13 protein-coding genes and 1 CRISPR repeat array are annotated in these 19,115 nt (G+C 73.3%); of the genes, 5 read left to right on the forward strand and 8 right to left on the reverse strand.

Annotation, left to right across the window (positions count from 1 at the left end; translation table 11 throughout):
- The first annotated feature begins 141 nt into the window (after nucleotides 1–141).
- Nucleotides 142–1,974, forward strand: coding sequence for a glycoside hydrolase family 3 protein (locus ACSMX9_RS08170; protein ID WP_445402930.1), 1,833 nt, complete (start codon nucleotides 142–144; stop codon nucleotides 1,972–1,974).
- Between the two features lie 84 nt (nucleotides 1,975–2,058).
- Here ACSMX9_RS08170 and ACSMX9_RS08175 read toward each other — a convergent pair whose 3' ends face one another.
- Entirely contained in the window at nucleotides 2,059–3,489 is a 1,431-nt protein-coding gene (locus ACSMX9_RS08175) for a S28 family serine protease (RefSeq protein ID WP_445401178.1), read from the reverse strand.
- Between the two features lie 296 nt (nucleotides 3,490–3,785).
- Between ACSMX9_RS08175 and ACSMX9_RS08180 the strand changes: the two genes are divergently transcribed.
- From ACSMX9_RS08180 to ACSMX9_RS08190, 3 genes are all read left to right on the forward strand, one after another.
- Nucleotides 3,786–4,061 carry a hypothetical protein gene (locus ACSMX9_RS08180; RefSeq protein WP_445401180.1) on the forward strand — a complete coding sequence of 92 codons (276 nt, stop codon included), beginning with the start codon at nucleotides 3,786–3,788 and terminating at the stop codon, nucleotides 4,059–4,061.
- A 144-nt stretch (nucleotides 4,062–4,205) separates the two neighbouring features.
- Nucleotides 4,206–5,411, forward strand: a complete 1,206-nt coding sequence (locus ACSMX9_RS08185) for an AAA family ATPase (protein WP_445401182.1) — start codon at nucleotides 4,206–4,208, stop codon at nucleotides 5,409–5,411.
- A gap of 18 nt (nucleotides 5,412–5,429) precedes the next feature.
- Nucleotides 5,430–7,076, forward strand: coding sequence for a vWA domain-containing protein (locus ACSMX9_RS08190; RefSeq protein WP_445401184.1), 1,647 nt, complete (start codon nucleotides 5,430–5,432; stop codon nucleotides 7,074–7,076).
- Between the two features lie 21 nt (nucleotides 7,077–7,097).
- On the opposite strand, the gene ACSMX9_RS08195 is transcribed toward ACSMX9_RS08190, so the two are convergent.
- The 4 genes from ACSMX9_RS08195 to ACSMX9_RS08210 all read right to left on the reverse strand — a co-directional run bounded on the left by ACSMX9_RS08195 (nucleotide 7,098) and on the right by ACSMX9_RS08210 (nucleotide 13,368).
- The gene (locus tag ACSMX9_RS08195; protein ID WP_445401186.1) at nucleotides 7,098–7,502 is read right to left on the reverse strand and encodes a hypothetical protein; all 405 of its coding nucleotides are present in this window, start codon (nucleotides 7,500–7,502) and stop codon (nucleotides 7,098–7,100) included.
- Between the two features lie 149 nt (nucleotides 7,503–7,651).
- A complete protein-coding gene (locus ACSMX9_RS08200) occupies nucleotides 7,652–8,056 on the reverse strand; it encodes a hypothetical protein (protein ID WP_445401188.1) in 405 nt (134 codons plus the stop codon).
- A gap of 180 nt (nucleotides 8,057–8,236) precedes the next feature.
- Nucleotides 8,237–12,199 carry an ABC transporter ATP-binding protein gene (locus ACSMX9_RS08205; RefSeq protein ID WP_445401190.1) on the reverse strand — a complete coding sequence of 1,321 codons (3,963 nt, stop codon included), beginning with the start codon at nucleotides 12,197–12,199 and terminating at the stop codon, nucleotides 8,237–8,239.
- A gap of 251 nt (nucleotides 12,200–12,450) precedes the next feature.
- Entirely contained in the window at nucleotides 12,451–13,368 is a 918-nt protein-coding gene (locus ACSMX9_RS08210) for a serine hydrolase (protein ID WP_445401192.1), read from the reverse strand.
- Between the two features lie 414 nt (nucleotides 13,369–13,782).
- On the opposite strand from ACSMX9_RS08210, the gene ACSMX9_RS08215 reads away from it, so the two are divergent.
- Complete coding sequence (locus ACSMX9_RS08215; RefSeq protein WP_445401194.1) at nucleotides 13,783–15,147, forward strand: FG-GAP and VCBS repeat-containing protein; 1,365 nt, start codon at nucleotides 13,783–13,785, stop codon at nucleotides 15,145–15,147.
- Between the two features lie 260 nt (nucleotides 15,148–15,407).
- Nucleotides 15,408–15,741: direct repeats of the CRISPR family, unit length 29 nt; unit sequence GTGCTCCCCGCACGCGCGGGGGTGGTCCC.
- 112 nt (nucleotides 15,742–15,853) lie between these two features.
- On the opposite strand, the gene ACSMX9_RS08220 is transcribed toward ACSMX9_RS08215, so the two are convergent.
- The 3 genes from ACSMX9_RS08220 to ACSMX9_RS08230 are packed head-to-tail and all read right to left on the reverse strand — an operon-like array spanning nucleotide 15,854 to nucleotide 18,902.
- Nucleotides 15,854–16,264: an STAS domain-containing protein gene (locus ACSMX9_RS08220; protein WP_445401196.1), complete on the reverse strand. Its 411-nt coding sequence runs from the start codon at nucleotides 16,262–16,264 to the stop codon at nucleotides 15,854–15,856.
- Complete coding sequence (locus ACSMX9_RS08225) at nucleotides 16,261–17,352, reverse strand: cobalamin B12-binding domain-containing protein (RefSeq protein ID WP_445401198.1); 1,092 nt, start codon at nucleotides 17,350–17,352, stop codon at nucleotides 16,261–16,263. Before ACSMX9_RS08225 ends, ACSMX9_RS08220 begins: the two co-directional genes overlap by 4 nt.
- A complete protein-coding gene (locus ACSMX9_RS08230; RefSeq protein WP_445402931.1) occupies nucleotides 17,349–18,902 on the reverse strand; it encodes a PP2C family protein-serine/threonine phosphatase in 1,554 nt (517 codons plus the stop codon). Before ACSMX9_RS08230 ends, ACSMX9_RS08225 begins: the two co-directional genes overlap by 4 nt.
- Nucleotides 18,903–19,115: the final 213 nt, after the last annotated feature.

The raw sequence follows: 19,115 nt of genomic DNA on the forward strand, positions 1-19,115 counted from the left end.
GCCCCTGTGCCCCACCCGACCCCGCACCCCACGCCCGAGCCCACCCCCGCCCCACCAGCACCAGCACCAGCACCAGCGGACCCCGCGCCCCCGCCCGCCCGCCGCGGGGTCCTCGCGGCCACCGTCGCCGCGCCCCTCGCCCTGTCCGCGGGCCTCGCCGCCGCGCCCACCGCCCGGGCCGCCGCACGACGGGGCCCCGCACGCACCGCCCCCGGTGCCGGCCCGGGCGCCGATCCGGCGGCCGGGCAACGGACCGCGACGGGCGAGCAGCACCTCCGGCGCCTCCTGTCCCGCATGTCGTTGGAGGAGAAGGTCGGGCAGCTCTTCGTGATGCGGGTGTACGGGCACTCCGCGACCGACCCCGAACCGGAGCACGTCGCGGCCAATCTGCGCGAGATCGGGGTGCGCACGGCAGCCGAGTTGGTGGCGAAGTACCACGTCGGCGGGATCGTCTACTTCACCTGGGCGGGCAACACCCGCAGCCCGGGGCAGATCGCCGCGTTGTCGAACGGGATCCAGCGGGCGGCGCTCGCCCGGGACAACCCCGTCCCGGTGCTGATCGCGACCGACCAGGAGCACGGCGCGGTCTGCCGGGTCGGCCGGCCGGCGACCCTGTTCCCGGGGGCGATGGCCGTGGGGGCCGGCGGTTCGGCGAGCGATGCCCGGGAGCTGGGGCGGGTCGCGGGGACCGAGTTGGCCGCGCTGGGCATCCGGCAGAACTACTCCCCCGTCGCCGATGTGAACGTGGATCCGGCGAACCCGGTGATCGGGGTGCGGTCCTTCGGTAGCGATCCGCGGGCAGTGGCGGCGCTGGTGGCCGCCGAGGTCCGCGGGTACCGGAGTGCCGGGGTGGTGGCCACGGCGAAGCACTTCCCGGGCCACGGGGACACCCGGGTCGACAGCCACACCGGGCTGCCCGCCATCGACCACTCGCGGACGGAGTGGGAGCGGCTCGACGCTCCCCCGTTCCGCGCGGCGATCCGGGCCGGTGTCGATGCGGTGATGACGGCGCACATCCAGTTCCCGGCGCTGGACCCGTCGGGTGAGCCGGCGACGCTGTCCCGTCCCGTCCTGACCGGCATCCTCCGCGAGGAGTTGGGGTTCGACGGGGTGGTCGTCACGGACTCCTTGGTGATGGAGGGGGTGCGCGAGACCTACGGCGACGACCGGGTGCCGGTGCTGGCGCTGTTGGCGGGGGCGGACCAGTTGCTGAATCCGCCGGACCTGGGGCTCGCCTTCGAGGCGGTGCTCGGGGCGGTGCGCGGCGGGGAGGTCTCCGAGGAACGGTTGGACGCCTCGGTCCTGCGGGTGTTGCGGCTGAAGGAACGCAGTGGTCTGTTCCGTGCGCCGTTCGCCTCGGGGCCGCGGGAAGTGGCCCGGACGGTCGGTGCCCGGGTGCACCGGGCCGTGGCCGACCGGTTGGCCGAGCGCGGGGTGACCCTGTTGGCCGATCCGGGGCGGTCCTTGCCCCTCTCCCCGGGGGCGGGACGTGACCTGTTGGTGGTGGGCGCCGATCCCTCGTCCCCGTCCGGGACGACCGGTCCGCCGACGGAGGTGTTGGCGGGGGCGCTGGCCCGGTGGGGGTTCGGCACCACGGTCCTGCCGACGGGGACGGCGCCTTCGGCGGGGCGGATCGCCGAGGCGGTGGCGGCGGCACGGGCGGCGGACGCGGTGGTGGTGACGACCTACAACGTGGCGGGGTCCGCCCCGCAGCGTCTGCTGGTGGAGGAGTTGGCGGCGGTGGGGGTACCGGTGGTGGCGGTGGCCCTGCGCGATCCGTACGACGTGGCCTGGCTGGACGGGACGGTGGCGGTGCTGGCCGTGTACTCCTGGGGGGAGGCGGAGTTGCGGGCCGCGGCGAAGGTGGTGGCGGGGGCGGCCCGGCCGCGGGGGCGGTTGCCGGTGCCGGTCCTGCATGCGGGTGATCCGGGGCGGGTGCTGTTCCCGGTGGGGCACGGGCTGACGTACGACTGAGGCGCGGCCGGCCTGCGGGTCCGCACGTGGCGCAGGGCCGTCCCGGGTTCGGGACGGCCCTGCGCGGGACGGGGCGGGTGGGGGTTACGGCCGCAGGGTGGGCTGCTGGAGGGTGCCCGCGCGGTCGAGCTTGCGGTCGTAGGGGGCGAGCGGGGCGACCTCGTGGTCGGGGGCCTTGGCCGCCGCCGTGGCCGCGGTGCCGAGGCCGGCCCAGCTCAGGATGCGTTCGGTGGCCTTGGCCCGCTCGTGTTCGACGAGACCGGCGACGTTGGCGCCGTGGTTGGCGCCGGGGGCGGTGAAGACGTAGGAGTCGCGGGCGCCCTTGCCGAGGCGGAAGGGTTCGGCGCTCCAGGGGTCGTTCTCGCCGTTGACGTAGAGCATGCGGGTGGCGTGGTGCCGGACCCAGCGGTCGACGTCGCGCATGGCGTGCTTGTCGAAGCTCATGGGGATGGAAGCGGGGACGAAGTTGCGGGGCGGCTGGTAGCCGTAGCGGGAGAGGTCGCCGAGCCAGGGCTGACGGACCGTGGGACCGCCCAGCTCGGTGCCGGCCTGGTAGTAGTACGGCGTGTACGGGGCGAGGCCCTGGTCGGTGTAGGCGGACCAGCCGACGATCGCGTTGACGTAGTCGAAGAGTTGCTGGTCGGTGCTGGTGGCGGCGGCCGGGACGGTGGCGCAGTCGGCTTCGTCCTGGTACTGCCAGAAGCCCCAGACCAGGTCCAGGACGACGGCTTCGAACGCCTTGTCGATGGTGCCGGTGGTGGTGAAGGTGCCGCCTTCGGTGGCGGCCAGGGCGGCGTACTTCTCGGTGAGCGCCTCGCGCCGGACCAGGGCCTCGCGCTGGACGGCGCCGAGCGCGGCGCGGCACTCGGGGGTGCCGACGTTGGCGAGGAAGCGGTCGTAGCGGGAGTCCTCGCGGTTGTCGACGTCGTTGGGGGCGACGTAGGCCACGACGCCGTCCATGTCACGCGGGTAGAAGCGCTCGTAGTAGGTGGCGGTCATGCCGCCCTTGGAGCCGCCGGTGGCGATCCAGTTCTTGGCGTAGATCGGCTTGAGGGCCTTGAAGATCCGGTGCTGGTCGCTGGCGGCCTGCCAGATGTTCAGCTTGGACCAGTCGGCGGGGGCCGGGCGGGACGGCGTGAAGAAGCGGTACTCCATGGAGACCTGGTTGCCGTCGATGATGCGGGTGGGTTCGCTGCGGCCCGGGTTGGTGGACACGTTGTAGCCGCTGGTGTGGAACACGGTGGGCCGGTCGGTGTCCTTGTGCAGCACGGTGAGGCGCTGTGAGAACGTGCCCCTGGCGGGTCGCCGGTGGTCGACCGGCTGGGTGTAGTTGAGGACGAAGTACCGGTATCCGGTGACCTGTCGTTCCTGGACGAGGCTCATGCCCGGAATCGCGAGGAGCCGGTCCTTGATGTCGGCCGGTTCGGTCCGGGTCGCGGCGGTGGCCGCTCCTGCCGTGCTGACGGTGCTTATGAGCACCACGAACGACAGCAGCCATCTGAGCGCCTTGGTCATGCGTTCTCCCCTTGGGTCTGCTGATGCCTGCGCGAACCTAGCGGAGCGCCGCCCGGTGCACTAGTACCTCCGGCGGACGGTCGGCCACGTCGTCCGGATGAGGGGGCGTCAGCTCGGGGGGATTGCGGCGAATGCGTCCGGTGTGCCCCCGGGAGGAGACGGGTACGGGCCGGGGGCCGGGTCAGCGGCAGCCGGGGGCGGACGCGTCGGGGTCCGGGGATCGACAACGTCTCGACCACGGTGCCTTCCGCAAGGGTTCGGCCTTCCGTCGGACGACCCCGCTGGCCCCCCGCCCCGTGACCGAGGCCCCCGAAGGGGAGATCACCCCGGCCGTCGAACGGCTGCGGCGGCACTCCCGCCTCCGCCGGACCGGTCCCGCACCGGCTCCCGGGCTGGGCGTCGACGGCATCCACGTGTGGACGTTCGCGCAGGTCGGGGGCGGTGTGCGGGTGAGCACCGAGGAGACCCGCACCGGCACTCGGGCAGAAGCGGACGTCCCCCTGGCGACCGGGGTCCTGCCGAGGACCGGACGTCCGGCCACGCGGACCGGAGGCCGCGGCCGGGGCCCGTAGCCGAGGGGGCCCCGTCGAAGGGGAACCCTTCACGCCGCTTCCCGGTCGAAGGGACCGGGGGGCGACTCGCCCTGCGGTCCGCGGGGTGATAGCTGTGTTCTCCTCGGTGCCCACCGGGCCCGATGCAGACGGGAGGGAACGGAGTTGACGACTGCTACGCACGGGGCGGGGTCAACGGCCGCGCGACTACGGGCGATCGGCGACGAGTTGTCGGACCGCTTCTACGAACGGGACGACGTGGTGCGGGCCCTGGTGGTGACGCTGTTGGCCGGGAAGCACTCCCTGCTGCTCGGCCCGCCCGGCACCGCCAAGTCCGAGCTGGCCCGGGAGCTCACCTCCCGGGTCGAGGGCGCCTCCTACTGGGAGATCCTGCTGTCCAAGTTCACCGCGCCGACCCGCATGTTCGGACCCATCGACGTGGCCGCGCTGGCCCGCGGGGAGTACCGGCAGGTGTACGACGGCCGGGCCACGACCGCGCACATCGCCTTCATCGACGAGATCTTCAAGTGTTCCACCGCCGCGCTGAACGAGACCCTGGGCTACCTCAACGAGCGGATCTACCACCCGGAGAACGGCGGCGAGCCGATCCACTGCCCGCTGATCGGCGCGATCACCGCGAGCAACGAGCTGCCCACCGGGGAGGATTCGGCCGCGATCTACGACCGGCTGCTGGTGCGGATCGAGGTCGGCTATCTGACGGACCCCTCCAACTTCGCCGCCCTGGTCCGCTCCGCCGTGCACCGTGCGACGCCCCCGCGGCGGACCACCGTGGAGCTGACGTCCCTGCAACACGCGGTGACCGAGGAGGTTCCGGCGGTGGCGGTACCGGAGGGGATCGTCGACGCGATGTGCACCCTGCGGGCCGCCCTGCGGCACCGCAACCTCGTCGCCTCGGACCGCCGCTGGCGCCAGACGGTGCGTCTGCTCCAGGCGTCCGCTTACCTCGACGGGCGGCCGGAGGTCGTCGAGGCCGACCTGTCCCTGCTGACCCATGTGCTGTGGAGCCTCCCGACCGAGCGCCCCGTCGTGGAGCGCGAGGTGTTGCACCTGATCAACCCCGATGCCGGGGAGGCCCTCGACCTCGCCGACACCATCGACGAGTTGGAGGCGCAACTCGACTCCATGGCCGGGCAGTCCCGCGAGGCCCTCAGCGAGTGGGTCATCAAGAAGGCGCACGGCAGACTCGCCATGGCGGGGAAGCGGTTGGAGCAGTTGCACGCGGAGGCCGTGGGCGCCGGCCGCTCCACCGCCACCATCGAACGGATCACCGGCCGTCAACGCGCCGTTCGGGTGCGGGTGCTCACCGAAGCGCTCGGCATGGACGCGAGCACCGTGCACGCCCAGCTCTGACCGTGGAGGACCGAAGGCATGGGTGAATCACCTTTCAGCATCCCCGAGTTGACGGGCCGGGCCGGCAGGTGGCTGGACCCGTCCCCCACCCCGCCCGAGGAGCACACCGGAACCGTCCTCGCCGACCGCTTCGACTGGTGCACCTGGCGCGAGACCTACGAGAGTTCGGCCGGACTGCGCGAACTGGACGCCGAGTTGGGCACCCGCTGCGCCTACGCCACCGATCTGCTGGCCGACGTCTTCCTCGTCGCCTACCAGGCCGAGCCCCGGTTGCGGGAACGCGCGGCGACGGCACCGTCCCGGCTGGTCAACCACCAGGTGGTCGCCTCGCTGCTGGAGTCCCCCGAGTTCGCCGAATTGCGTGGGGAGACCACCGGTGACCCCTATGCCGCCGCCTTGGCGGTGATCGCCCAGGGCGCGGCTCTGCGTCGCTTGTTGGAGGGTTCGTCGGAGGCCCGGGAGCGCTCCGAACGGGCGCAGTGGGCGCGACGGGCCGCGGACGGCGCCACCTCCGCCGTGGCCCAGGCGCTCCGCCGGGCCGTCCGGGAGGCCAGCGAGGCCCGCAGTGCGGAGGGGGCCGCGGAGGCGGGAGCGGTGCCGGCGGCGGCCGCCGAGGCGGTGCGGCGGGCGATCGAGGCGGCCGAGGTAGCCGAGGCGGCGGCGCGGCGGGCCGCCCGGGACGCGGCGCAGGCCCTGCGGGCGGCGGCTCCCGGCATCCGGGCGGCCGCCCGGAGCGCGGCGGCCCGGGCGGCCCGGACGGTGCGGAAGGAGGCGGCGCTGATGCGGACCTGGGGCGTCGGCCCGGCCGCCCTGGAACGGTTGCCGTTCGACCGGCGGGCGCGGCTCGCCGAGCGGTTGCGCACCGGGCGACTGGCCCAGTGGGCCGAACTGATCGGACGGTTCCGGCGGATGGCGAGTGGTGAACGCGCCCGCAAGGTGGCGGACACCACCGGTGAGCTGGTCGGGGTGACCCTCGGCGACGACCTGTCCCGGGTGCTCCCGTCGGAGCTGGCCCAGTTGGGGCTGCCCGAGTTGCGGGCGGTGTTCGCGGCCCGCTACGCCGCCGGGGAGTTGATGCTCTACGACAGCCGGGGTGAGCAGAGCACGGGTCGGGGCGCCGTCATCGCGTGCGTCGACACCTCGCACTCCATGTACGCGGCGGGGCCCGGCGGGATCACCCGGGAGGCGTGGGCCAAGGCGTGCGCCCTGGCCCTGTTGGACCAGGCCCGGCACGCGGGGCGGGACTTCGTCGGCATCCTGTTCTCCGCGGCCGGCCGGCTGCGGGTGCACCGCTTCCCGGCGGACCGGCCCGCCGAGATCGATCGGGTCCTGGACTTCGCCGAGACCTTCCTGGGTGGCGGCACCAGTTACCAGAGTCCGCTGTCGGCGGCCGGGGAGTTGCTGGCGGAGGAGTTCGCGGACGCCGCCCGCCGGCGCGGGGACATCGTGCTGCTCACCGATGACGACTGTGGGGTCAGCGAGGAGTGGATGCGCGAGTGGAACGAGGCCAAGGACCGCTTGGGCTTCCGGGTGTTCGGGGTGGCGGTCGGCGCCCCGCGGGCCGCCGAGGCCGGCTCGGTGCTGGAGTCCCTGTGCGACAACCTGCGCACCGTCGAGGACTTCACCGACGTGCACGCCGCCGCGGACCTCTTCCGCACGATCTGACCGTGGTGCCCGTGCGGTGGTTCAGAGGTTCTGGAGGAGTCCGACGCCGAGGGCGATGAGCGCGGCGGCGATGAGCAGCGCGCCGAGCCGGGTGGTGTGGGTGCCCGCGGACGAGCGTCCTTCGGTGCCGAAGGCGAGGTGCAGGAAGAAGCCGCCGGACTGGGCGAGCACCCCCACCAGCAGGAGGATGCCGAACAGCCAGTCGACGCCGGAGGAGAACTCGGCGCGCGGCAGGTAGAGGAAGTAGGCCAGCGACAGGATCAGCAGCACCCCGGCGTGGGCGTGGCCGGCGCGGAAGAAGCGTTCGCGCAGCGGGGTGAGCGTGCCCTGCCGGGTGGTGATGAAGCCGAGCAGCGCATGCCCGCCGAACTCCACCGTGACCAGCATGAGGACGGTGATCGCGGGCAGCAGTTCGGTGGCTTCCATGACGGACCGCCTTCGGTCGGGTCGGGGGGACGGTCGCACGCTACGACTGCCCCGGGCCCGGGGGGGGTGCGCGGCGGCCCGAGCCGGCGGGGTTCACTCGAACGCGGAGGCGGTCGTGGTGGTGGGGTGGGGCATCCGGCCGAGCGCGGTCAGCACAGGATCCATCCGCTGCGCCGTTCGTGGAGGCCGATGGTGCCGCTCACCCGTACGCAGCGTTGGCCGGCGTGGACGGTGACGGAGGCGCTGCGCCTGCTGTGGTAGCCGTGCTTGACCACCTCGCGGCTGCCGCGGACCTGGACGCCGACGGCCATGAACCGCCGCAGGCCCGGATGGCGCGCGACGGTGAGCGCGCACACCCAGCGCACGTTCTTGTAGACGGTGACGTGCCCGCCGGTCAGGGGAAGGGTGCGGACCGGACGACCGGCGCACCGGGAGGCGGAGGCCGGGGCGGCTTCGACCGGGGTGGCGGCCGGTCCCACGGCGGTGAGCAGGGAAGCGATCGTCACGACCGCGGTGAGCAGTGCCACGTACCGGGCGTGTCGTCGCGGATGCACGTGCCCACCCCTCACATCGAGCCTCCTGGCGCGCCCGGCCCCGTGCCCCGGCTTCCGGTGGGAGGGACGCCGTCGCGGCCCCACCGGTTGCGGCAGTCCCGCAACCGGACACCGGCCACCCGCCTTCCCGTCAACACCCCGTGGAACGAAGGGCGTTGGCGGGGAAGAGGTTTCGTGGAATCAGCCGGCGCGCACCGCTGGTGCGGCCTCCCCGGTGTCCTCGTCGCCCGGTCGGGGCGCCGGTGCGTCGGCCTCCCCGACGAAGGTGCGCCACAGCCGTGCGTACCGGCCGTCGTGGGCGAGGAGTTCGGCGTGGGTGCCGTCCTCGGCGACCCGTCCGTGGTCCATGACGACCACCCGGTCGGCGCGGGCGGCGGTGGTGAGCCGGTGGGCGACGACGAGGGTGGTGCGGCGGCCGACGAGCCGGTCGGTGGCCTGGTTGACCTGGGCCTCGGTGGCCAGGTCGAGGGCGGCGGTGGCCTCGTCGAGGAGCAGGATGTCCGGGTCGACGAGTTCGGCCCGGGCCAGGGCGATGAGTTGGCGTTGTCCCGCGGAGAGGTTGCGGCCCCGTTCGGCGACCTGGTGGAGGTAGCCGTCGTCGAGGGTGGCGATCATCCCGTGGGCGCCGACCGCCCGGGCCGCGGCCTCGACCTCGGCGTCGGTGGCGTCGGGGCGGCCGTAGGCGATGGCGTCCCGGACCGTCCCCGGGAACAGGTACGCCTCCTGCGGGACGACGCCGAGGCGGTGGCGGTAGGCGGTGAGGTCGAGGGCGCGCAGGTCGGTGCCGTCGACGGTGACCCGGCCGGCGGTGGGGTCGTAGAACCGGGCGACCAGCTTCACCAGGGTGGACTTCCCGGCACCGGTCTCCCCGACGAACGCGACGGTCTGCCCGGCGGGGATGCGCAGCGCCACGTCGTTCAACGCGACCTCGTCGGCCGGTTCGGCGGCGGAGGGGTCGGTGCCGTAGGCGAAGCGGACGTCCTCGAAGGCGATGTCCCCGCGCAGCGAAGGCACCGGGCGGGGGTCGGCGGCGGGCCGGGTGGAGGTGGGTTCGCGCAGGAGTTCCTGGATGCGGCCGAGGGAGACGGTGGCCTGCTGGTAGCCGTCGAAGACCTGCGAGAGCTGCTGGACGGGGGCGAAGAACAGGTCGATGTAGAGCAGGTAGGCGACGAGCGCACCGGTGGTGAGGGTGGCCGCGTCGACCCGGGCGGCGCCGACGATCAGCACCGCGATGGCCGCCCCGGAGGCCAGGAACTGCACGAACGGGAAGTAGATCGAGATCAGCCACTGGCCGCGGATGCGGGCGGCCCGGTAGTCGGCGCTGCGGCCGGCGAACCGCTGCCGGCCGTGGTCCTCCCGGCGGAACGCCTGCACCACCCGCAGTCCGGCCACGGTCTCCTGGAGGTCGGAGTTGACCACCGACACCCGTTCGCGGGCGAGTTCGTACGCCTTCACGCTCTGCTTGCGGAAGAAGTAGGTGCCCACGACGAGCAGCGGCAGCGTGGCGAAGACGACCAGGGCGAGCTGCACGTCGATGACGACGAGGGCGACCATGATGCCGAAGAAGGTGACGACGGAGACGAACGCCGTGACCAGTCCGGTCTGGAGGAAGGTGGACAGCGCGTCGACGTCGGTCGTCATCCGGGTCATGATCCGCCCGGTCAGCTCGCGCTCGTAGTAGTCGAGGCCGAGCCGCTGGAGCTGGGCGAAGATCTTCAACCGCAGCGTGTACAGCATGCGTTCGCCGGTGCGGCCGGTGAGCCGGATGCCGCCGTTCTGGGCGATCCACTGCACGGCGACGGCCACCAGGCCGAGCAGCGAGGCCGCCCACACCGCGCCGAGGGCGGCCTCGCTGACCCCGGAGTCGATGCCGTGTCGGATCAGCACCGGCAGCAGCAGCCCCATCCCCGCGTCGACGGCGACCAGGGCGAGGGCGAGGGCGAGCGGTGCCCGGAAGCCGCGCAGCAGCCGGCGCAGCCCGTAGGAGTCCTCGGGGAGCACGGCGTGCGCCTCGTCGACGCCGGGCCGGTCGGTGGCCGGGGGCAGCGCCGCCACCTGGGCGAGGAGTTCGGGGGTGGCGGAGGCGTCGTCGAGACCGTCGTCCCCCCGCTCCCGGGGGTCCCCGGCGGGGCGGTCGGCGGTCCACAGGTGGGGGGTGATGCCGCGTTCGGCGTCGTACTCGGCGTCGAGTTCGGCGCGCAGCGCTCCGCCGTCCGGGGTCCGGGCGTCGGGGGTCGCGGGGTGCGCCGGCACGTGGCCGGGGGAGACGCCGCCGAGTTCGTCGGGGTCGGTGAGCAGTCGACGGTACCGGGCGGAGCGGGCGACGAGTTCCTCGTGGGTGCCGAGGTCGGTGAGGCGTCCGTGGTCCAGGACGGCGATCCGGTCGGCGAGGTTCAGGGTGGAGCGCCGGTGGGCGATCAGCAGGGTGGTGCGGCCGGCCATGACCTGGCGCAGCGCTTCGTGGATCTCGTGTTCCACCCGGGCGTCGACGGCGGAGGTGGCGTCGTCGAGGACGAGCAGCCGCGGATCGGTGAGCAGGGCGCGGGCCAGGGCGAGGCGCTGGCGTTGGCCGCCGGAGAGGGTGAGGCCCTGTTCGCCGACCTGGGTGTCGTACCCGTCGGGGAGTTCGTTGATGAACCGGTCGGCGTGGGCGGCGCGGGCCGCCGCCCGTATCTGTTCGTCGGTGGCGTCGGGCCGGCCGTAGGCCAGGTTGGCGCGGACGGTGTCGGAGAACAGGAAGCTGTCCTCGGGGACCAGGCCGATGGCGGCGCGCAGCGAGTCGAGGGTGAGGGTGCGCACGTCGTGGCCGCCGACGAGGACGGCGCCCCGGTCGGCGTCGTAGAAGCGGGGCAGCAGCTGGGCGACGGTGGACTTGCCGGAGCCGGAGGCGCCGACCACGGCGAGGGTCTCCCCGGCGCGGATCTCGAAGCTGAGGCCGTCGAGGACGGGACGCTCGGGGTCGTAGCCGAAGGTGACGTCGTCGAACTCGACGGTGGCGGGGGCGTCGGCGGGCAGGGCGCGGTCGCCGCCCGTGAGCCCGGGTTCGGTGTCGATGAGTTCCAGGACGCGTTCGGCGCCGGCGCGGGCCTGCTGGCCCACGGTGAGGACGACGGCCAGCATCCGGACCGGGCCGATGAGCTGGGCGAGGTAGGCGGAGAAGGCGACGAAGGTGCCGAGGGTGATCTGTCCGCGGACGGCGAGCCAGCCGCCGAGGGCGAGCATCGCGACCTGTCCCAGGGCGGGCACGGCCTGGAGGGCGGGGGTGTAGCGGGCGTTCAGGCGGACGGTGCGCAGCCGGCCGGCGAAGAGGCGGCGGCTGACCTCGCGGAGCTTGCCGGTCTCCTGCTCCTCCTGCCCGAAGCCCTTGACGACGCGGACCCCCGACACGGCGCCGTCGACGACGGAGGCCACCTGGGCGGCCTGGGCCTGGGCGTACCAGGTGGCGGGGTGCAGTCGGCGGCGGCTGCGGGTGGCGATGAACCAGAGGGCGGGCCCCACCGCGAGGGCGACCAGGGTCAGCGGCGGGGAGAGCCAGGCCATGATGCCGAGGGACATCAGGAACAGCAGGACGTTCCCGATGGTCATGGGCAGCATGAACAGCAGGCCCTGGATCAGCTGGAGGTCGCTGGTGGCCCGGCCGACGACCTGCCCGGTGGACAGCTCGTCCTGCCGTCGCCCGTCGAGCCGGGTGAGGGTGTCGTACATGTCGGTGCGCAGGTCGTGCTGGACGTCGAGCGCGAGGCGTCCGCCGTAGTAGCGGCGCACGTAGGTGAAGACGTAGACGGCGACGGCCGCGACGAGCAGCAGCCCCGCCCACAGGGCCATGGAGCGGGTGCGGTCGGTGACCACGTCGTCGATGATCACCTTGGTGATCAGGGGAACCAGGGCCATCACGGCCATGCCGCCGAGGGAGGAGACGAGAGCGAGGACGACGTCCTTGGGGTGGCGCCAGGCGTAGCCGACGAGCCGCCGGCTCCAGGAGGCCGCCGGGCCCGGAGAGGCGGTCGCCCCCGTCGTACCCGTGGCCCCCGTCGTCGCCGGCTGCTCGGCGGGGCGCGGCGGCTCGCCGTCCCGCCGGTCCGTCGGCCCGCCGGTGGGCACCTCTCGGGACGCCCCGCGTTTCTCCCCCTTCGACACTGACACCCGTTCCTCCCGTTCCGACCGGCAGCCGTCGCACCGGTGCCACCGGAAGATGTGAACGCCGGATGATCCGGATTTCATCCCTCCGCAACAATCGGCGGAGGCACGGGGCGCACGTCGCGCACGGAGGGTGTGCGACCCGGGACGGACGGTGCACGCCCGGAAGGGGAGCGTGCCACGGGCGCCGGGCGCGCGCGACCCGGCGCCCGGCGCGCACGGCGCCGTCGAGCGGCGCCGTCGCCTCGGCACGGCCCTCACCCCGGCACGACGGGGATGACCTCCTGCGGCACGGTCGTGGGAACGTAGCGCCGGGCCGCCGGGGTGCTGGGGGCCAGGTCCTTGTGCACGGCCCTGGCGACCCGCTGGACGCTCTCCACCCCGTACTCCATGCTCCGGTTCCCGTGGGTGAGGACGGTCAGGTAGTAGTCCCGTCCGCCGCCCTGGAACGCCCCGACGCTGTGCACCCGCCACCGGTGGGCGTCCCCGCGCGGCAGCCACCCGTTCTTGAGGTGCGCCTTGGCCGCGGAGGGCGCGCCGGCCGGGGTGCCCCAGCGCTGCGAGCGCACCACCTCGTTCATCAGCTTCATCAGGTAGGCCCGGGAGCCGTCGCTGAGGACGGAGTTCTCCGCGGTGATCAGGGACAGCAACCGCTGCTCGTCCTTGATGTTGACACGAGTGAGCCCCCAGTAACGCCCCTGACCCGGCACCGTCTTGGTCATCCCGGCCGCCCGGAGGAAGCCTTTCACCCTGGTGGGACCGAGCTGCTTCCAGAAGGTGCTGGTGGCCGCGTTGTCGGACTTGGTGATCATCGCGCGGGCCAGGCTGTTCTCCCGTGCGGTGAGGCGCCGGTTCGTCTTCTTGTACTCCCACAGCAGCGCCGCGAGGACGGTGACCTTGACGACGCTGGCCGAGTCGTACGAGGTGCCGCCGCGCAGTTCGCAGGTGGTCTTCGTCTTGCGGTCGTGGACTCCGACCGCGATGGTGCCGGTGCGGCCCTTGACCGCCGCCTCGATGTCCTTCTTCAGCTTCGCGGCCAACCCCGCCTTCGCCGAGGTGCACTTCACCGCCGGCGCCGAGGCGACGGCCGTGCCGGCCCCGCCCGCAACCGCTCCCCCGACGACCGCCGCCACGACGGTGCCCGCGACGAAGCCGCGCGTCCCCCGAACCCCCATGATCGTTCCCCTACTTCCTCGTGATCCCGGTGATGTGGTGGTGCGCCGGCTCGCCACCACATCGGGCGGCGCCGGCGCTCCGCGCGGGCGTGACTCCCCCACCCCCGCTACGGCCTTGCGCACTGTTGACCGTTCACCCATCCGCACGGTTGCACGTGTCGTGCAACCATGTCCGAACCCGTGACGTTCCGAGCCTCCCGGGGCTCCCGTGACCGCCGCGCCGGCGCCCGGCTCCGCCCCAACCCCCCTGCGGAGAAAGGCAGTACAACCCTCCCGCTACTCCGGGTGTCCTTCTGAGTGCCTCAGCGCCACCGTCGCGTTCACCGCCGCTGCGGCCGTGGCCGTGGCCGTGAACCCACCGGCCGGTGACACCGCCCGTCCCGTCCGCCGCCCACACCACCGGGAGTCGACACCATGCGCACACCCCTCCGCCTCGCCCTGGCGACCGCCGCCGTCACCGCCCTCACCAGCAGCCTGCTGGTGTCACCGGCCCGGGCGACGCCCGCCTCCCCGGCCGCCGCACGCACCGTGCTCCCCGACGACTTCAACGGCGACGGCCACCGGGACTACGCCGTGGGCCACCCGCACGACGGGGGCGGCCGGGTGGCCGTCACCTACGGCACCTCCCGCGGCCCCGGCAGCACCACCGTGCACCTCGGCCAGCACAGCCCCGGCGTGCCCGGCGCCGACGAGCCCGGCGACGAGTTCGGCGGCGTCCTCTCCCCCGCCGACTTCAACGGCGACGGCTACGGCGACCTCGCCGTCTCCTCCATCGGCGAAGCGATCAACGGCCGGGACAGACGCGGCGCGGTCGTGATCCTGTGGGGCTCGCCCCGGGGCCTCGCCGGCGGCACCTCCGTGCCCTCCGCCGGGTACCAGGCGTGGAACATGTTCGGGAGCGACCTCGCCACCGGCGACTTCGACGGCGACGGTGACGTGGAACTCGCCGCCGTCGAGTCCAGCAACGCCTTCGTCTTCCAGGGCACCTACGCGCGCGGGGCGATCGCCGTGCGGCCCGTGCTCGTCGACCGCGGCCACTTCTACGCGTCCAACCTCATCGCCGGCAAGGTCACCAAGGACCGCGCGACGGACCTGGTCGTCCTCGGCGCCGTCCCCCGCAACAGCCGCCTCACCGGCCACGCCCTCTTCTTCCGCGGCGGCGCCGCCGGGCTCGTCCAGGGCCGCTCGATCCCCCTCGACGTCGTCGAGGACCGGATGGGCTCGGGCGTCGTCGCCGACTTCGACGGGGACGGCTACGGGGACATCGCCATCGGCACCCCGCTCGCCAACCGCGGCAAGGGGTACGTCACCGTGTGGCGCGGCGGCGCGAAGGGCGCGACCACCCACCGCCGCATCGACCAGGCCACCCCGGGCGTCAGCGGCACCCCCGAGTCGGGCGACCGCTTCGGCGCCTCCGTCACCGCCGGCGACGTCGACCGGGACGGCCGCGCCGACCTCGCCGTGGGCGTCCCCGGCGAGGACCTCGGCGCCAAGGCCGACGCCGGCTCCGTGCACGTGCTGCGCGGCAAGCGGTCCGGCCTCACCGGCCGCGCCGCCCAGTACCTGGACCGCGCCACCCCCGGCGTCCCCGGCCCCGCCACCGCCGGCGACGCCTTCGGCGACACCGTGCGCCTGGCCGACCACGACCACGACGGCCGTGCCGACCTCCACACCACCGGCACCACCGGCTCCCTCCGCCTCCCCGGCTCCGCCTCCGGGATCACCACCCGGGGGGCCACGGTGATCCCGGAGGGCCATGTGGTGGGAATCCTGAGGTGAGTTGGGGGCTCGGTGGGGTGGGACGGGATGAGCTTGGTCAAACGTCTGGTCCTGCCCAGGTCAGGGGAACGTCTGCTGGGGGCCGGACGTTTCCCCGAGAGCAAGTGGTCATGGGTGGGGTGGCGTTGACTGCACTGGATGGGGGAAAGCGAGACCTGCACCGCTTCGGGTACCTTGGCAGTGATTTGACCAGTTGGCCGGAGTTTCAAGTTCTCAAGGAAAACGGCCTACTGGTCGACTAACGTCGCAGGTCACGAAGGGTGCTCCCCGCACGCGCGGGGGTGGTCCCACCGTCGCCCAGTACGTGAGGAAGGTGGAGTCGTGCTCCCCGCACGCGCGGGGGTGGTCCCGCCTCGTCGCGGATCTGGCCCATGAACGTCGTGTGCTCCCCGCACGCGCGGGGGTGGTCCCGAGGCGCTGAAGGGCGGAGCGACGCTCACCTCGTGCTCCCCGCACGCGCGGGGGTGGTCCCTCGCCGCCGAAGACGAGGACTCCGCATGAACCGTGCTCCCCGCACGCGCGGGGGTGGTCCCGTGAAGCTGCTCGCCATGACGCAGATGGCGCAGTGTTCCCCGCACGAGCGGGGGTGGTCCCAGGAAGTCCGGCAAGAACGCACTCCGCGCGCGGAGGCACCGGCGCGGCCGGGACCTCGGCGGCCAAGACGTCGGCGGCCTGCGGTCGACGGGGCGGAGCTCAGACGGCGCTGTCAGGTCCGCCGGGGCGGGCCACCGGGGCGGGCCGCCTGTGCTTCCTCTGTGGTCGTCGGGGGGTTCGTCGCGGCGCTGGAAGGAGGCGTCACCGTGAAGTAGTCGAGCGTGCCGGTGATGTCGAGGAGCCGATTCAGTGTCGCGGGCCGGTCATCCAGGTGGAGAAGCACTCCGGCTGCGGCGGCTTGGCGGCCGATCATCAACAGGATCGACAGGCCCATGGAGTCGACGGCGCCGATCTCGGCGCAGTGCAGATGGAGTTCCTTCAGGCCGGGCCGGGCTGAAAGCTCGCGGGTGACCTCGTCCAGGAGGAGGTCGGCTGTGTCGTAGTCGAGGTCCCCGGTGATCTCCATGCGAATGGTGTCCGCGGTGTCGATGGTGGTCAGGCACAGGGCAGGGGGCTGTGTCATGCCTGTGTTCCAGCGGTGGCGCGGTCCGCGGTCAGGGCTTCGAGGCCGTGCCGAAGGATGCGGGAGGCCCGGGGGAAGTCCCTGAGCTCGTGTGCGAGGAGGTCCAGCGCGAGCGGAAGGGCCCGTCCGGGCACTCCTCGGGCCCGGAGGATCCGGGCGGTCCAGGTGACGAAGTGGGTGAAGAGGTCGTCCTCGTCGAGGTAGAGGGCGGTGGCGAGGAACTCCACGATGTGTGCGAGGTCCTCCGCCGTGCGTTCGCGCTGCGTCTCGTCGGCGGCGAGCAGGGCGGGACGGGCGTCCTGGAGTCCGGAGAAGACGGTCCGCACCAGGGCGTCAGCGCTGCGGGCGACCATCGTGTACTCCTGGTCGGCCAGGTGCGGCAGGTCGTCGGTCTGCCGGTGGTCGGCCTGCGGGCGCGCCAGTGGCGCCTCGGCGAGCCGGTCGGCCGCGGAACGGGCGTCCCGGGCCCACGCCTGGGCGCCCAGCAGTTTCGCGTAGCGGCCGTCGGCTCCGAACGCGGCGCCGCCGACCAGGACGGGAACGCCCACCGACTGGCAGGCGGTGATCGTCGCGTGCGCCGTGGGCAGGCGGGTGGCGATCGAACTGGACAGGGCGACCGCGTCGGCCTTCGTGGTGTGCAGGTGGGAGATGAGGTGCGGGGAGGGAACCGGGGCGCCGAGGTAGTCGACCTCCCAGCCGCGCAGCTTCAGCACCTCGGCCACCAAGCGGGCGGGCAGAGCGTGCCACTCACCGTCCACGCAGGCCACCGTGATCCGTCCCCGGTGGGCAGGGGTGCGGGCGGCGGAGTGCTGGGCGAGCGCGGTGACGGCGCGTTCGTTGATGGAGGTCGCGGCGTGCTCCTGCGCGACGCTGATGCGGTTGGCGGCCCATTCCTCGCCGACGGTGCCCTGGACCGCGGCGATCACGTCCAGGAGGACGGATTCGGGGTCGATGCCGTCGTCCAGGGCACGCAGGACGATGCCGGTGGCCGTGTACTCGTCGCCGTCCGCCACGGCCGTCCACAGCTCGCCGGCCAGTTGCCGTACGCGCTCACCGTCGGGTGCGCTGGGCGGGGTGGGGGTGCTCATGTGGTGAACCTGCCCCCGGTGGGGCCGTCCACCGCGCTTGGATGAGGGGTACGGGGCGCGGAGATCGCGACGACGGCCATGTCGTCGTGGCGACGGTTGCCGAGCCACTGGGAGACGAGCATCTGGACGTGTTCCACGATGCCCTCGGCGGGCATCCCGGCGCATCCGGCGAGGGCGCGGCGGAGGCGTTCCTCACCGAAGAGGGCGTCGCCCAGGGGGCCGCCCTTGGCCTCGGTGATGCCGTCGGTGTAGAGGATGCAGGTCTCGCCGGGGGCGAGCGTGACCGCGACGGTGCGGGCGGGGACGTCCGGCAGGACCCCGACGAGGGTTCCGTGGGTGTCGGCGGTGTGGACCGTGCCGTCCGCGCGGATGACCAGCGGGTTCGGATGGCCGGCGCTGGTCAGCCGTACCTGGACCTCCTGGCCCCGGCGGACGGCGGAGGCGAGCACCAGTGTCGCGAACCGGGTGTGGTGGGAGTTGAGCAGTGCGGTGTTGAGGAGGGTGAGCATCCGCTGGTGGTCGTCGGCCAGGGGGAGCAGGGCGTGCAGGGTGTTGCGGATCTTGCCGGTGAGGACGGCGGCTTCCAGTCCCTTTCCGCACACATCGCCCAGCGTCACCAGCGAGGGCTCCCCCTCCACGGCGGCCGGGTGCACGTCGTAGAAGTCCCCGCCTATGCGTTCGTGGTCGGCCGAGGTCCGGTAGCTTCCGGCGAAGTCCACGCCGGAGATCTGTTGCAGGGCCGGGGGTAGCAGCTCCCGCATGAGCACCTCGGTGATGGCCGTCTGCTCCGCGTACAGGCGGGCCGCCGACATCGCCGCCCCCGAACGCGCGGCGAACAGGCGGGCGAAGACCTCTTCCTCTTCGGTGAAGGCGGCACCGCCTTCACCGCGCAGCATCACCAGCGCACCGGCCGGAACGCCGTGCCCGGGCAGCGGAGTGATCACCATCGCCCCGACGGGGCCGAAGCCTTCGGGAATCATCCAGGCAGGGGCGGCAGCGGGGTCGATCCACCGGGACGGCACCGGCGGAAACCCGCGCAGGGCTTCACCGAGGCCGGGCACCTCGTCCGGGTCGCCCGTTTCCTGCGAGGAAACGGGCACGCCGCCCCGTAGACACGTCACCACCGGAAGCCGACGGCCGCGGGCCGGCGCGATGACCAGGGCCGCGTCGGCCAGGTTCTCTGCGGCCAGCTGCGCGGTCACGTCCATGCAGCGACCCAGGTTGAGTGAGGAAAGGAGAGTGCTGGACGCCGTCGAGAGGAACGCGGTCCGCTCCCGCTCCATGCGCAGGGCCTCGCGGGCAAGCTGGTGATCCGTGTCATCCACCAGCCACCACGCCACCGTGCCGTCGTCCCGCACGCTGGGGTGCGCCTCGAACCGGCGTGCTTCGATCGCACCGGACAGCGGCCCGTCCGAGTCCCGTGCGGCCAGCGGGCCGCCCGGGTGGATCGCCCGGTGGGCCGCGGCCAGCCAGTTCGGCGCCACGTCGGCCAGGCGGCACGACGGTCGGGCCGCGGGCAGAAGCGCCCGCGCCGCGTCGTTGCACTCCACGACTAGGCCCGCCGCGTCAGCGACCAGGACCGGGTAGGGGGCGCGACCCCACGGGAAGTCCGGATCCGTGTCCGCGACAGTCTGCGCTCGGGTGGAGACCAAGAATCGAGGATCCGCTGGGCGAATCCCTCACCTCACCAACTCAGTCGGAATTGCTTTCTCGGGGCAACGATCGCTCACGGGTCTTCCTCCTGGCAACCCGCCTCCTCCCCT

It is taken from the genome of Streptomyces sp. LE64 (assembly GCF_052606915.1).

Excerpts from the sequence above, each read along its gene's own strand:
- ACSMX9_RS08175 (WP_445401178.1), bottom strand. The coding sequence starts at position 3,489 with ATGACCAAGGCGCTCAGATGGCTGCTGTCGTTCGTGGTGCTCATAAGC.
- ACSMX9_RS08190 (WP_445401184.1), top strand. The coding sequence starts at position 5,430 with ATGGGTGAATCACCTTTCAGCATCCCCGAGTTGACGGGCCGGGCCGGC.
- ACSMX9_RS08195 (WP_445401186.1), bottom strand. The coding sequence starts at position 7,502 with ATGGAAGCCACCGAACTGCTGCCCGCGATCACCGTCCTCATGCTGGTC.
- ACSMX9_RS08210 (WP_445401192.1), bottom strand. The coding sequence starts at position 13,368 with ATGGGGGTTCGGGGGACGCGCGGCTTCGTCGCGGGCACCGTCGTGGCG.
- ACSMX9_RS08215 (WP_445401194.1), top strand. The coding sequence starts at position 13,783 with ATGCGCACACCCCTCCGCCTCGCCCTGGCGACCGCCGCCGTCACCGCC.
- ACSMX9_RS08220 (WP_445401196.1), bottom strand. The coding sequence starts at position 16,264 with ATGACACAGCCCCCTGCCCTGTGCCTGACCACCATCGACACCGCGGAC.
- ACSMX9_RS08225 (WP_445401198.1), bottom strand. The coding sequence starts at position 17,352 with ATGAGCACCCCCACCCCGCCCAGCGCACCCGACGGTGAGCGCGTACGG.